Annotated in this window: 12 protein-coding genes; 5 read left to right on the top strand and 7 right to left on the bottom strand. The window is 75.0% G+C overall.

The annotated features are described in order from the left end of the window. A partial coding sequence (locus ACZ38L_RS04380) for an SNF2 helicase-associated domain-containing protein (RefSeq protein ID WP_465689089.1) occupies window positions 1-1,580 on the bottom strand: 1,580 nt, incomplete at its 3' end. A 175-nt stretch (window positions 1,581-1,755) separates the two neighbouring features. Here ACZ38L_RS04380 and ACZ38L_RS04375 point away from each other — a divergent pair. The 3 genes from ACZ38L_RS04375 to dmpI all read left to right on the top strand — a co-directional run bounded on the left by ACZ38L_RS04375 (window position 1,756) and on the right by dmpI (window position 3,655). Beyond that, entirely contained in the window at window positions 1,756-2,364 is a 609-nt protein-coding gene (locus tag ACZ38L_RS04375) for a YceI family protein (protein WP_465689087.1), read from the top strand. A gap of 72 nt (window positions 2,365-2,436) precedes the next feature. Further along, window positions 2,437-3,357, top strand: a complete 921-nt coding sequence (locus ACZ38L_RS04370) for a LysR family transcriptional regulator (protein ID WP_465689085.1) — start codon at window positions 2,437-2,439, stop codon at window positions 3,355-3,357. A 115-nt stretch (window positions 3,358-3,472) separates the two neighbouring features. Beyond that, window positions 3,473-3,655 carry a 4-oxalocrotonate tautomerase DmpI gene (dmpI, locus tag ACZ38L_RS04365; RefSeq protein WP_465689083.1) on the top strand — a complete coding sequence of 61 codons (183 nt, stop codon included), beginning with the start codon at window positions 3,473-3,475 and terminating at the stop codon, window positions 3,653-3,655. Window positions 3,656-3,694: 39 nt separating this feature from the next. On the opposite strand, the gene ACZ38L_RS04360 is transcribed toward dmpI, so the two are convergent. Next, on the bottom strand, window positions 3,695-4,759 hold the full coding sequence (locus ACZ38L_RS04360) for a LysR family transcriptional regulator (RefSeq protein ID WP_465689081.1): 1,065 nt from the start codon (window positions 4,757-4,759) through the stop codon (window positions 3,695-3,697). Between the two features lie 207 nt (window positions 4,760-4,966). Here ACZ38L_RS04360 and ACZ38L_RS04355 point away from each other — a divergent pair, with 207 nt between their 5' ends. Then, the gene (locus tag ACZ38L_RS04355) at window positions 4,967-6,316 is read left to right on the top strand and encodes an MFS transporter (RefSeq protein WP_465689079.1); all 1,350 of its coding nucleotides are present in this window, start codon (window positions 4,967-4,969) and stop codon (window positions 6,314-6,316) included. A gap of 85 nt (window positions 6,317-6,401) precedes the next feature. Here ACZ38L_RS04355 and ACZ38L_RS04350 read toward each other — a convergent pair whose 3' ends face one another. Continuing rightward, the gene (locus tag ACZ38L_RS04350; protein WP_465689077.1) at window positions 6,402-6,944 is read right to left on the bottom strand and encodes a GNAT family N-acetyltransferase; all 543 of its coding nucleotides are present in this window, start codon (window positions 6,942-6,944) and stop codon (window positions 6,402-6,404) included. A gap of 62 nt (window positions 6,945-7,006) precedes the next feature. On the opposite strand from ACZ38L_RS04350, the gene ACZ38L_RS04345 reads away from it, so the two are divergent. Further along, the gene (locus ACZ38L_RS04345; protein ID WP_465689075.1) at window positions 7,007-7,840 is read left to right on the top strand and encodes a TetR/AcrR family transcriptional regulator; all 834 of its coding nucleotides are present in this window, start codon (window positions 7,007-7,009) and stop codon (window positions 7,838-7,840) included. Here the strand turns inward: ACZ38L_RS04345 and ACZ38L_RS04340 are convergent. The 4 genes from ACZ38L_RS04340 to ACZ38L_RS04325 all read right to left on the bottom strand — a co-directional run bounded on the left by ACZ38L_RS04340 (window position 7,812) and on the right by ACZ38L_RS04325 (window position 13,580). Further along, window positions 7,812-9,095 (bottom strand): GNAT family N-acetyltransferase, encoded by a 1,284-nt coding sequence (locus tag ACZ38L_RS04340; RefSeq protein ID WP_465689073.1) that lies wholly within the window; start codon window positions 9,093-9,095, stop codon window positions 7,812-7,814. The two genes, ACZ38L_RS04345 and ACZ38L_RS04340, sit on opposite strands and share 29 nt — an antisense overlap. Window positions 9,096-9,237: 142 nt before the next feature. Next, window positions 9,238-10,527, bottom strand: a complete 1,290-nt coding sequence (locus tag ACZ38L_RS04335) for a C40 family peptidase (protein ID WP_465689071.1) — start codon at window positions 10,525-10,527, stop codon at window positions 9,238-9,240. Window positions 10,528-10,678: 151 nt separating this feature from the next. After that, entirely contained in the window at window positions 10,679-11,605 is a 927-nt protein-coding gene (locus ACZ38L_RS04330) for a hypothetical protein (protein WP_465689069.1), read from the bottom strand. Between the two features lie 94 nt (window positions 11,606-11,699). Further along, window positions 11,700-13,580, bottom strand: coding sequence for a threonine/serine exporter family protein (locus ACZ38L_RS04325; RefSeq protein ID WP_465689068.1), 1,881 nt, complete (start codon window positions 13,578-13,580; stop codon window positions 11,700-11,702). Window positions 13,581-13,738: the final 158 nt, after the last annotated feature.

Below are 13,738 nucleotides of genomic sequence, written 5' to 3'. Positions count from 1 at the left end.
CGCCACCCCCCCCCCCCCCCCCCCCTTTCCCCCCCCCCCCCCCCCCCCCCCCCCCCCCCCCCCCCCCCCCCCCCCCCCTCCCCCCTCCCTCCCCCCCCCCCCCCCCCCCCCCCCCCCCCCCCCCGCCACTGGAAGGCCAGCACCGCGTCGCGGTTGATCCGGCTCGCGGTCTCCACCGCACCGGGCGTGGCCACCCGGGCGGCGAGCGCCATCCCCAGGCGGGGCCGGCGCTGCCACCAGCTGGGCAACAGCACACCGAACCCGGCGCCGGCCAGTACCGGCGCTGCCTCGCGCAGGAAGTCGAGCGCTCCGGCACGGTCGAGCTCCAGAGCCTCGGGACGGGCGGCGCGCCGCGCGGGCGCCAGCTCGGCGCGACAGCGCACCGCGCGGTCCAGCTCGGTGAGGTAGGCCGCCTGCGGGTCGGCGACCCGGCGCTCGAAGGCGGCCAGCGCGGCGCCGCCGGCCCACAGGTCGGCGGCGGTCACCAGGAGGGAGGGCTCGTCCACCGCCTGGATGAGGAAGTCGAGGCGCCAGCGGCCGTCGGACGGACCGGTTCGGGGGTCGGTGGGGTCGGTGAGGTCGGTGGAGTCGGGGCCGGGGTCGGTGGAGTCGGGACCGAGTGGTTCGACCAGCCGTAGGCAGAGCCGGACCGGGGCGGCGGTGTCCGGTCCCGAGGCGTACCAGACGGCGAGCCGGGCGGCCAGCTCGTCGAAGGCGGCCTGCTCGGCCGCGGTCACCGCGGCCGCGGCCCGCCCGGTGCCGGCGGGCGGGGTGACCAGCCGGCCGTCCGCAGAAGCGAGTGCGGCGAACCACCGCTCCACCAGGGGCTCCCCGCCCGGGGCGATCGACTGGCGGTCGCCCCGGGCCACCGGCGCCTGGGCGGCCAGGGCGGCCCGGGCCTCGTAGTCGGTCAGGGCGTCGAGCACCTCCGTCAGCAACTCCGTCCCCGACCGGGCGCCGCGCCCGACCCGGGGGCACCCGTCCGCCAGCGCGGTCGCCTCGCGGCGGGCGGCGGCGTCCGGCACGGGCTGCCAGCGCGCGTGGGCCACACCGTCCTCGCGTACCAGGGCCGGCAGCACCTGGCCGCGCCCGATCAGCCGCCAGGCCAGGTCGTGCACCCCGGTCAGCCAGCGCAGCGAGGCCCCGTACGCGACGTCCACCCGGCCGGCTCCGGGCAGCTCGGAGGTTGTCAACGCCCAACGAGGGTCGAAGAGTTCGCCGAGCAGCTGGGCCGCCTCGGCGGTCTCGAAGAGCAGTACCGGCACCCGCCAGTCGTGCAGCGAGACCCCGCCCGCCCGTCGACTGCCGAGCAGCTCCGGCGACGGGGTGGGCGCACCGCTGAACGAGGGCAGCGCGAGCGTGGCCCAGCGTTCCATCGCCCGGCCGGCCAGCCACTCCAGCCCGGGCCCGATCCCGGCCAGCAGCTCGGCGAGCGGTCCGGCCGGGCAGGCGAAGGGGTGCGGACGGACGTCGCCCGAGCCGCCGGGGACCGGGCCGGTCACCGCGGCCGCGACCCGGGAGTCCTCGGCCCAGAGGGCAAGCCGGGATCCCGTCTGCCAGAGGCCGTGCACGGCGAACATAGGACCTGGCCCTTCGGTGGCGAACTTCTCCGCAGCCTAGCCGCGACCCCCGACACTCGCGCCGTCACCCGATCGGAGGACGGTGGTTGAAGCTTGAACCAAATCGGGCTACCGTGGAGACAAGAAGTTGAAGCCTCAACAAAAGGCTTCTGATCCGACGCCCCGAGGAGAAGCCATGAGCCTGTTCCACCGCAAGAGCACCACCGCCGCTGCCACCGCCGCCACGGTCAGCGGTCCGGACCTCTCGCACCTGACCGGCGACTACACCGTCGACCCCGCGCACAGCCGGCTCGGCTTCACCGTGCGGCACGCCATGGTCACGAACGTGCGCGGCGAGTTCACCGACTACGAGGGCCGGCTGCACCTGGACGGCGGCAACCCGGCCGCCTCCAGCGCCGAGCTGGTGATCAAGGTCGCCAGCGTGGACACCAAGAACGAGCAGCGCGACGGCCACCTGCGGACCGGCGACTTCTTCGCGGCCGAGAGCTACCCCGAGATCACCTTCCGCAGCACCGGCACCGAGCGGCTCGACTCCGACAGCTACCGGATGACCGGCGAGCTCACCATCAAGTCGGTGACCCGCCCGGTCGTGCTGGACCTGGAGTTCACCGGCACCGCCACCGACCCGTACGGGATCGAGCGGGTCGGCTTCGAGGGATCGGCCACCGTCGACCGCACCGACTTCGGGCTCACCTACAACGCCGCGCTGGAGACCGGCGGCGTGCTGATCGGCGAGCGGGTCAAGCTCAGCTTCGACATCTCCGCCGTCCGGGCCCAGGCCTGAGGCCGCCCGCACCGGCCCGCCCCTCCCGCATCTGCGGCAGGATGGCCGCGGACCGGGAGACGGGGAGGGCCGATGGAACTACGGCAGGTGCGGTACTTCGTGGCTGTGGCGGAGGAGCTGCACTTCGGCCGCGCCGCCGAGCGGCTGGTGATCGGCCAGCCCGCGGTGAGCCAGCAGATCCGGCGGCTGGAACGGGAGTTGAAGGTCGAGCTGTTCGACCGCACGCCCCGGCTGGTCCGCCTCACCGCGGCGGGCCAGGCGTTCCTGCCGGCCGCCCGGGCGGTGCTGGCCGCCGAGAACTCCGCCCGCGCGGTGGCCGCCGAGCTGGCGGCCGGGCGGCTGGGCGAGTTCCGGCTGGGCACCGTCACCGGCCTGGGCGAGCGGCTGGACCGGGTGCTCGACGCCTTCCAGCAGCACGCACCCGGAGTGCGGGTCGAGCCGATCTCGCTGCCGATCCAGGAGCGGCTGGCCTGGCTGGCGGACGGCCGGCTGGATGCCGCCTTCATCCGCGCGGCCAGCCCGGACGGCTCCCCCGGGCTGCGCCACCACCAGCTCTGGCGCGACGAGTTGGTCGCCGCCGTGCCCACCCGGCACCCGCTCGCCGCCCGCCCCGCGGTGGAGTTGGCCGACCTCGCCGGGCTGCCGCTGCGGCTGACCGAGCGGCGCAACCATCCGGCCCTGGTCGACCTGGTACTGGACGGCTGCCGGCGGGCAGGCTTCGAACCGGTGCAGAGTCCGGCCCCGGGCAGCCTGCAGGACATCCTGGCAGCGGTCGGCTCCGGGGCGCCGATGTGGAGTGTGGTGTACGCGGCGAACGCGCGGATCACGCGGGCCCCGCGGGTCACCTTCGTGCCGTTCGCACCGCCGGGGCTGGCACTGCCGGTGTCGCTGGCGGTCCGGGCGGGCACGACGTCGGAGCGGGTCCGCCTGGTGCTCGACGCCTGTCGCCTACCGTCCACCACCCCTGCCACCAGCGGTGATCAGGATTCGTGATCGCTGTCGGAGTGATTCGGGCCTGGGTCGCGACCGGGGTTCCGCGATGGACTGTTCCCCGTCGGCAGGAGACATCGGAAGGGCCGGTGCCGGCCGATTCACCGAGGAGCAGACCATGCCCATCGTCACCGTCCAGCAGGGCCCACGCACCGTCGAGCTCAAGCGCGAGCTGGTCGCCAGGATCACCGACGCCTTCGTGGACGCCTACCAGATCCCGGCCGAGAGCGTGCAGGTCTGGATCCACGAGGTGCCCACCGACAGCTGGGGCGCGGCCGGCCGGTTGACCGCCGACAAGTGACCGACATCTGACGCCAACTGCCCACCTGGGGCTGATCGTTCAGGCGGGGGCGTCGGTTGCGCGGGGTTCAGCCGACGCCCCTCCGGTTCCCGCTCCGGCCGTCACCGGTCCCATGGCGGCCACCGCCGGTCCCGCCCCGGCCGTCGCCAGCAGGGCCGCGTCCTCCGCGGCCAGCCAACTACCCGGCGGGCGCCGCAGCCAGGCCTCGCGATCACCCAACTCCCGTGCGTGCGCACACAACAGCGCGAGCCCCGGGGTGACCGGGCCCGGCCGGTGGACCAGGCCGAGCAGCGTGAGCGGCACCGGATCCACCAGCGGCCGGGTCAGCACGCCGGGAATCCGCGGCCCGCCCAGCGTGGTGAGCATCGGGTGGCCGTGTCGGGCCAGGTAGCGCGCCGTCTCGTCCACCCCGACCGGCGGTGCGGACGGTGGCGCGGCCGTCAACCCGTGGGCGGCCAGCAGGCGTTCGCCGAGGTCGGTCCACTCGGTGGTGGCCGGATTGCCCGCGCAGATGTCGACCGGGTGACCGGCGAGGTCGGCGAGGCGCACGGCCGCCCGTCCGGCCAGCGGGTGCTCCGCCGGCAGCAGCAGCGCCAACCGCTCCAGCCGGACCGGCCGGTGGACCAGCCGTTCACGCACCGCGGCCGGCAGCCCGCTGTAGCAACCGAACGAGACGTCCAGCCGATGTGCGAGCAACTCCCCCGTCGCGGCCGCCAGTCCACCGTGGTAGCGGGCCAGCAGTTCGAGCCGCGGCGCGGCCGAGCGGGCCGCCGCGAGGATCCGCACCGCCGTCAGGTCGTCACCGGTCACCTCGCTGTTGAGGTCCACCAGCAGCGGCCGGTTCGCCGCCGGAGCCAGTATCTCGTCCTGGATCGCCAGCAATCTCCGTGCCTGCGGGAGGAGTTGCTCGCCCGCCGGGGTGAGCGTCACGCTGCGGGTGGTACGCGCGAAGAGCTCCCGGCCGAGCAGTCGTTCGAGGGTCCGGACGTCCCGGCTGAGCGCCTGCTGCGCGACGTGCAGCCGAGCCGCCGCCTGGCCGAAGTGCAGGGTCTCGGCGGTCGCGACGAAGCCGCGCAGCAGGCGGGGGTGCAGGTCGACGGGCATGGCCGCAGGGTAACAACGCGGCGCGGCACGACGGTCGCCGAGAACCTGCGGGCGGGCGGGCCGCCGGGCGGCGGGGCGGCGGGCGGGCGAGGACCACCAGGAGGATTGACAACGAGAGTGCGTCAGTGCGCGGGAACAGGTGTTGGACCGGCCGGCGGGTGGGCGGCCAGGCTGGAGGCACCGCCGATCAGCCTCCCCGGGAGAACCGTGTTCTCGTCGTACCGTCGTGTCCTCGCCCACCCCGGCGCCCTGGCGTTCACCCTCGGCGGCCTGGTCGCCCGGCTGGGCGGCGGCATGCTGGGCATCAGCACGCTCAACGCGATCGCCCAGCTGCGCGGCTCCTACGCGCTGGCCGGCGCGGTCGCCGCGGCCGGATCGGTCGGGGTGGCGCTCTGGCTGCCGCTGCTCGGGCGGCTGGTCGACCGGCACGGACAGGCCCGGGTCGCGCTGCCCGCCGCGCTGCTCGGCGTCCTGCCGCGGGCCGGACTGCTGCTCTGCCTGGGAACGGGCGCGCCCGACTGGCTGCTGCTCGCCTGCGCGTTCACCGCTTCGGCCGGCCCGAACCTGGGCGGGATGGCCCGGGCCCGCTGGGCCCACCTGCACCGGAGCGACCCGGCGGCCCGGCACGCCGCCGCCTCGCTCGAACAGGCGCTGGACGAACTCTGCTTCCTGGCCGGGCCGGCGCTCGGCATGCTGCTCTGCGACACCCTCTTCCCGGCGGCCGGGCTGCTGGCCGCCGGTGTGCTGGGCACGGTCGGCACGCTGCTCTTCGCGGCGCAGCGGCGGACCGAACCGCCGCTCGCGGTCGCCGCAGCGGCCTCGAGGGCGGGATCGCCCCTGCGGGCACGCGGCGGCGGCGTGCTGCTCGGCGCGTTCCTGGCCACGGGGGCGGTCTTCGGCGCGCTGGAGGTCAGCACGGTCGCGTACGTCTCCGCCGGTCCCGGGCACGGCCACCGGGCCGCCGCCGGCTGGCTGTTGAGCCTGCTCGCGGCCGGCTCCTGCCTGTCGGGGCTGGTCTTCGGGACCAGGCCGGCCCGGCGCGCGCCGGACGTCCGGTTCCGGCTCGGGCTCGCCGCGATGAGCGGGTTGCTGCTGCTCCCGCTGGCGGCCGGCCGGTGCGGCGCGGGCACCGGGATCCTGGCGGTCGCGCTCCTCCTCGCGGGCACCGGCACCGCGCCCACCATGGTGACCGGCATGACGCTGCTCCAGGACCTGCTGCCGCCGGGCACCCTGAACGAGGGAATGGCGCTGGCCGTCTCCGCGCTGCTCACCGGCATCTCGGCCGGCTCGGCGCTCGGCGGCCTGATCGCCCAGCACGCCGCCGCCTCGGGCATCGGCTACGCCCTGGCCGTGACGGCCGCGCTGCTCGCCCTGCTGACAGCGACGGCCGGCCACCGGCACCTGCGCGCGAGCCCGCCCAGCACGCCGAGGCCCGGCGCCCCGACGACCGGCACCCCGACGAGCAGCACGCCGCCGGCCGCCCCGGAACGAGCGCGGCGGCGTGCCGGGTGGGCACCGGAGACCTGGGCCGGTGCCCGGGCCGGGTGGGGCGGGTGACGGGGACCGGGCGCGGGCTCGCCGAGGGCGGGTGGAGCCGCTGCCCGGGCGCGGGGTGATCGTCCCGGTCCATGCCCACCACGGATCAGCCTCCCGGCCACGGCCGCGCCCAGGTGTACTCGTACTCGGGCAGCTCGAAGCCGCCTGGGAAGGGCGCCCGACGCTCGTCGGTCCGGACGCCGCCGCAGCGCTCGTAGAACGCGACGGCACGCCGGTTCTCCCGCAGCACCTCGAGGTAGAGCGCCGCGCCCGGGTGCGCGGACGCGACCCAGGAGCGGGCCGCGCCGAGCAACGCCGTCCCGATGCCGCCGCCGGTGAGGCCGGGGCGTACGTGCAGGTTGTCGACGAGCACCCGGCCGTCCGGCTGCGGCACGAGGTAGCCGAAGCCCACCGGCTCGCCCGGCCCGTCCTCGGCGACCAGCAGGAGCGGCGTCGCGGCCGGCTCGCCGTAGTCGACGGTGAGCCGGAGCTCCCACAGCTCCCGCCGCTCCGCGAGCAGCCCGTCCCCCAGCGCCTCGGGCGGGACGATCCCGGCGTAGGCCGTGCGCCAGCTGGCGGCGTGCAGCGCGGCGACGGCCGGGGCGTCGGCGGCCGTCCCGGTGCGGATGGCTATCTCGGTGTCGATCACGGTCCCGAGCCTGTCACACTCCGAACCGGGCGCCGACCGCTCCAGGGCTAGGCTCGACCCTCGTGGACGACAGGGCGGCACCGGACTACGGCGTGGGTACGACGGCGGGCGCCCGGGCCCGGCCGAAGACGGAGAAGAGCGAGCAGACCCGTGCGCTCATCCTGGAGACCGCGATGCGGCTGTTCCAGGAGCGCGGGTACGACAGGACGACGATGCGCGCGATCGCCGGCGAGGCCGGCGTCTCGGTGGGCAACGCGTACTACTACTTCGCGTCGAAGGAGTACCTGATCCAGGGGTTCTACGACCGGATGACGTACGAGCACGCGGCCGACGCCCGGGCCCGGATGGCCGGGACCCGGGACTTCACCGAACGCCTGCGGATCGCGCTGACCTCCTGGGTCGACTGCGCGGCGCCGTACCACGAGTTCGCCGCGCAGTTCTTCCGGACCGCGGCCGACCCGAACAGTCCGCTGAGCCCCTTCTCCGACGAGTCGCACCCGGCCCGGGCGACCGCCGTGCGGCTCTTCCGCGAGGTGTTGGAGGACTCGGAGCTGGCGCCCAAGCTCGACGCCGAGCTGGCCGAGCTGCTGCCCGACCTGCTCTGGCTGCACCTGATGGTCGTCGTGCTGTACTGGGTGTTCGACCGCACCGAGGACACCGAGCGGACCCGGGCCTTCGTGCACCGCTGCACCCCGCTGGTCGCGAAGGTGGTCACCCTCTCGCGCTACCGGGTCTTCCGCCCGCTGGTGCGGGACGCCAAGGGGCTCGTCCAGGACTTCGTCCTGCCGACCATCGGACGTTCCCGGGCCGGCGCACCGGCGGAGGCGGAGGCGACAGGAGCGGCGGCGGCGGAAGAGGCGGCGGAGTTCAGAAGCCGTCCGGGTTCCACGCCCTGAGCGGCGTGCGCAGCAGCAGGTCGAGCGCCTGTGCCGCACCCTGGCGCAGCTCGGTGACCAGCGCGGCCGCGGCGAGCCGCGGGGCCGTCTCGGCGCCGAGGTAGAGCCTGCCGAGTTCGGCCGCGCCCAACGCGAGGTCCGCGGGGTCGTCCGTCCTGGTGACCCGTCCGGTGCCGGTCGGATCCACCTCCAGCGCCCAGCGGCCGGCCGCGTGGCCGTCCGGGTCGGCGACGTCCAGCACCACCCGGCCCGGGGCGCCGTACGTCCGGGCCCCGAAGGCCGCCGGGACGTCCAGCACGCGCAGCCACACGAAGTCGCAGTCGTCCTCGTACGGCCTGGCGGCCCGGGGGTCGGCCAGCAGGAGGGGCAGCGGGTCGTCGGGGGCGATGTTGGGCACGGTCACGTGACGCACCCAGTCGACCGAGAGCAGGTAGCGCCAGAGCGCGACCTCGGTCGGCGGATCGAGCGCGAGGAAGTCCCGCACGGTGAGGGTGTTGTCCGGGACGGGACCGGCCCAGTTGTCGTCAACCTGGTAGACCGCGAGCCCGGTGACCGTGCCGGCGGCGTCCCGGTGGACCACCGCGAACGGCTCCTTCCACTCCCGGCCGGGCATGGTCGTCTCGCCGGTGAGCGGCTTCCAGAAAGCGGCGTCGCGGGCGATCGCGCCCGGCCGGCCGCGCCGCCAGCGCTCGTGCAGCTCGGGGCCGAGCTTGCCCAGCTCGGCCATGTCGATCAGGTCGAGCCGCCCGCCGGGCACGGTCGGCAGGCCGGGACGCAGGCCACGGGTCCGGCTCAGGTCGACGCGCCAGCCATGGTGACGGGTCGCCGGGCCGAAGCCGAAGCGGCCGTAGATCCCGTACTCGGCGGCGATCAGGATCGCCGCCGCCTCACCGCGGTCGCGCGCGGCGGCCAGCTCACGGGTCATCATCCGGGTCAGCAGGCCGCGCCGGCGGTGGGTCGGGTGGACGGTCACCCCGGTGATCGCGGAGACCGGGAGCAGCGCCCCGCCGGGCAGCGTCAGCTCGGTGGGGAAACTGCGGAAGGTGCCGACGATGCGCTCACCGTCGAAGGCACCGACGGTACGCTTCGGAAACAGCCTCAGCCGGCGGAACTCGGGCGCGTCCGGCAGCCCGGCCCGCAGGAACCCGACGCTCACCGCCGCTCCCCACGCCGCCAGTTCGTCCTCGCCGACGACACGGATCTCGATGCCGCCCGCCTCGCCCGCGTCCTGCTCCACCGATGTCACGCTGCTCATCGCGCCACCGTAATGCGGACGGACGGAACAGGCAGCCGAATTTCTCCGGCGGGCGCGGGTGCTCGCCGGCCGGGGCGGGGGCGGGGATCGTCCCGGCGGCCTCCTCGGTTGCCGCGAGGCCGCGGACTTCACCGTTCGGCGGTCAGGGGCGGGCGTAGAAGTCGGGCCGGCCCATGATCCAGAGGCTGGCCTGCTTGATCACGGCGCCGGTGTGCGGGGCCTCGATGATCTGGTCGTCGCCGACGTAGATGGCCACGTGGTGGATGTCGGCGGCCTTGCCGGTGTGGCTCCAGAAGACCAGGTCGCCGGGGCGGAGGTCGCGGTAGGTCACCGGGGTGGACTCGGCGTACTGGTCGGCGGCGAAGTGGGTGAGGTGCTTGCCACCCTGCTTCCAGGCCAGCATGGTCAGGCCGGAGCAGTCGTAGCCGAGCGGGCCCTCACCACCCCAGATGTACGGCAAGCCGAGCTTGGAGCGGGCGAAGTCGAGGGCGGCCCGGGCGCCGTGTTCGGTCCAGGCGGCACCGTTGCGGGGCGGGTCGTCGGAGGCCGCGGGGGCGGGGGCGGGCGGGGCGGCGGCAGGGGGTGCGGCCACGGTGGCAGCGGTGGCCTTGGCCGCCTCCGCGGCCTGCCGGGCGGCGAGCGCCTCCAGCGCCTCCTGCCGCTGGCGGGCCAGCTCGACGGTGGTGTGCCGGGCCTGGGCCAGCGCGGCGAGCAGGCCCTCGCGCCGACCGGCCAGCGCGGTGACCCGCGCCTGCTGTGCGGTGACCCGTGCCTGCGCCTCGGCCTTGGCGTGCTCGACGGCGTCGGCGGCGCGGGTGGCCTCGTCGGCGGCGGACCGGGCGGACCGGCCGGCCTCGGCGGCGGCGGCCGCGCTGGAGGTGGCGGCGTCCAGGATCTGCCGGGTGTTGTCGCCCGCCTCGCCGACCGCCTCGGCCTGCGCACCCGCGGCCTGCGGTCCGGGCGTGCCCAGCAGGGCGTTGATCGCGGAGAGCTCCGGAACGCCGCCCGAGCGGTACATGGCGGCGGCGAGCCGGGCGGCGTCCTCGGCCGCCGCGGACCGGGCGGCCTCCGCGGCCGAGGCGCGCGCGGTGGCTTCGACCGCCGCGGTCTGGGCCTTGTCGAGCCGGACCCGGGCACCGTTGTAGGCCTCGACGGCCTGCTCGGCGATCCGGCCGGCCTGGTCCAGCTCGCTCCGGGCACCGGTGAGCCGGGCCTCGATCGCCGACTCGGCCGCCGCCGCGTGGTCCGTCTCGGCCTGTGCCCGGGAGATCGCGTCGCTCGTCGGGTAGGGCGGGTCGTCCGCCGGAGCGGCGGCCCGCTCGCCACCGTCGGTGACCGGGCGCGGTGCCGCGAGCGCGCCGGCCGGGGCGGGCAGCGGGCCCGCCACGGCGGCGAGGGCCAGCAGCAGGGCGGGCAACAGCCTGCGGATCACGAGAGGGCCTCCTCGTGCGACGATCAGCCATAGATCCCATCAAGTGACTATTCGGTCACTGGCCGTCATAGTCTCAAACATGACGAATCGTCAGCGTTAACCTCGCGCCCGCCATACGGGTGAGGGATCGGAGCAGTTCGAAGCAGCGTGGTCAGGGCCTGCGTCGGGCGATACGGGTGCGGGTGCGGTACGAACGGGCCCGCCCGGCCTGGACGGTGCGGCGGCGCTGGACGGCGGCGCGTTCGGCGGTCCGGGTGCTGCGGGTCTCCAGGTGCGCGGCGGCCCGGGCGGCCAGCTGCTCGGCCACCCGGTGGGTCGCCGCGTGGTGGGCCGGAACCTTGTCCGGCGCGCCCGCGATCAGGTCGAAGACCCAGGTCCGGGCCCGGTCCGCGCGCCGGTGCAGCAGCCGTTCGCGGCGCTGCGCCCGGGCCCGGCGGCGCGGCCGACCCGCGTACCGCCAGCGCGCCCAGGGACTGGACGGACGGGCCAGCCGGACCGCGCCGATCCAGGACAGGCCCGGCACCATGATGCCCAGCAGTCCGGTCCACACCTTGCCCTTGAAGAGCGCGACCAGCGACATCAGCGCGTTCACCGAGATCACCGCGACCAGCCCCCACCGGGTGTCCTCCCCCGGGACCACGCCCAGTGGGACGTAGCCGGTGAGCAGCAGCGCCGTCAGCAGGATCCCGAGGATCACCGCGTCCACCGACTTGCGGCCCTGCTCGCTCCAGTAGACGTCCTCCAGATGCAGGATCAGCGCGAACTCGTCCAGCACCAGGCCGCAGCCGATCCCGAAGAGCAGCCCGAACCAGTCGATCCACGGGTGGCCGCCGCTGGTCGCGAAGACCCCGATCCCCGCCACCAGCAGGCAGCCGACCCCGAAGACCATGTGGTGGATGTGCAGCCCGCCCGGCGTGATGTTCCCCGGCCACCAGCGGACCTGGGCCCGGATCATCCGCACGCTGAACCGGATGAACACGAAGGAGCTGATGAAGCCGACCAGCAGCAGGAAGAGCGGCTGCTTGTGCGCCGCCACGATGTGCTCGTGGTAGCCGTTCACCAGGCCGGCGATCTGCATGAGCGGGTCTTTCTCGGGTCGACGTCCTTCGTCCTCGGGCTCGGGTCGGGCACGCCGGCGGTGGCGCGCCGGGGCCCGTGGTACTAACGGCCGATCAGAACCCCCGGGTGCGCTTCGCCGCCCGGCGCGGCACGCTGAAGTACGGCACCAGCCGGTGCTCCGCGCCGGGGCCGGGCACCTTCAGGAAGAGCCGGGCCACCTCGCCTCCCAGGTTCACCCCGATCGCCAGCGCCATGGCCAGCGCGGCGGCCCGGCTGACCGAGACCAGCCCGGCCGAGGAGTGCGACTGGGCGAACGAGAGCATCCCCAGGTAGAGCGCGGAACCGGGCATCAGCGGGCCGAGCGCGGCGGTCACCAGCGGCAGCGCCGAGGCGTGCCGGTAACGGGCCATCAGCTGTCCGAAGAGACCGACCAGGCCGGCGGCTATCCCGGTGGCCACGATCGCCGAGACGTGGGCGTTGTAGACCAGCACGCCGTACGTCGTCCAGCCGATCCCGCTGTTGAAGGTGACCAGCGCGAGGGTGTGCCGGTCGGTCTGCAGCAGCATCGCGAAGGCCAGCGTGAGCAGCATCGCGGCGACCAGCTGGACCGGTGGGTTGTTGACCCCGCTCATGGTCTCGGCCGGTTTGAGGTTGGCGTCGTAGCTGACCCCGGCGTAGAGGATCAGCATCACGCCGATCACGATGCCGGCCACCAGGTAGACCACTTCGAGCAGCCGGGCGGCGGCGGTGATGTAGAAGCCGGTCAGGCCGTCCTGCACGGCCGCCACCAGGGCCCGTCCGGGCAGCAGGGCGAACAGGCCACCGGTGATCACGATCGAGCCGCGCAGGCCGAGGTCGTTGAGCGAGAGGATGATGCCGAAGGCGGCGGCCGGCATCGCGGCGACCACGAACTGGTAGAACTCCGGCAGCCCGCGCCGGGCCACCAGCGAGGCCAGCCGGTCGCCGACGATCGCGGCGACGAAGGCGTTGGCGAAGACCAGCCAGGCCTTGGCGTCGATCCGGCCGCCGACCAGGAAGGTGGCCGCACCGGCCAGCAGGCCGGTGGTCAGCGAGATCAGCCAGGCCGGGTACGGGTGGCGGTTGCGGCGGATCACGGCGAGCCGACGGTAGGCGTCGTTGACGGTGATCCGCTCGGCCGTGATGTCGGCGACCAGGCGGTGGACGGCGGCCAGCCGGGTGTAGTCGGAGGTCCGGCGGCGGACCACCCGGGCGGCGGTGACCGGGGCCTCGACCAGCGAGGGCTGGTAGGAGATCGAGATCAGGGTGAAGGTGACCTGCGGCTCGCAGCGGTCCAGGCCGTAGGCGTGGGTGACGCCCAGCATGGCGGCCTCGACGTCCTCGGCGCTCTCACCGCTGGCCAGCAGCAGCTCGCCGATCCGCAGGCTGAGGTCGAGGATGCGCGGCACGTTGCGGGCGGTGGCCTCACCCTTGGCCTCGCGCGGGGTGCGCTCGAAGGCCGGGCGCTCGGACATCGGGGTGCGCAGCAGGGTGCGCATCCGGTCCGGCCAGGGCGCCGCGCCGGGGGCGCCGGGTCGCAGGGTGGGGATGTCGACGTCGACGTCGGCCGGCGGGTGGTAGCCGACGGCCCGCCAGACCTCCAGGGCGACGGTGTCCTCGGAGGAACCGCCGACGCCCTCGGGGGCGGTGGGCTCGGGGGTGGGGTGGCCCAGCAGGCCGGGGGTCTCCACGGGGAGCGGGGCGAGCGGGATCTCCTGGGTCCGCTCGGCGGGCGGGAGGGGGTGGCCGAGCAGGCCCTCGGTCGGCGGGGCCTCGCGCTCGGGGGTGCCGGGCTCGTCGGGGGTGGGCGCCGGGGTGGCTGCTCCCGTTGCCACGGGTGCCGGTTCGGCGGACGTCTGCCGCCCGTCACGCCCCGGGTCCGTCGCCCGGGTCCGTCCGTTCCCCCTGCTCCCGCCGCGCAGATTCCTGCTGCTGCCCGGCCGGCCCCGCTTAGGCACTGCCGCTCCCCTCGCCATCCTGGTGACCTGCCGCCACCGTCATGATCGTCCGTTTGTACTTCCACCTTGCCCGACGCCGACCCCGCGTGCACGGGGCGCCACTGGCATTGAGCGAATGGATTGTCCAAAGAGCGAACGATACGACTGTTTGATGAGCTTTGGGATCATCGCCCCTG

This window comes from Kitasatospora sp. NPDC024654, from assembly GCF_055559155.1.
This window is presented reverse-complemented; position numbering and strand designations above follow the sequence as displayed.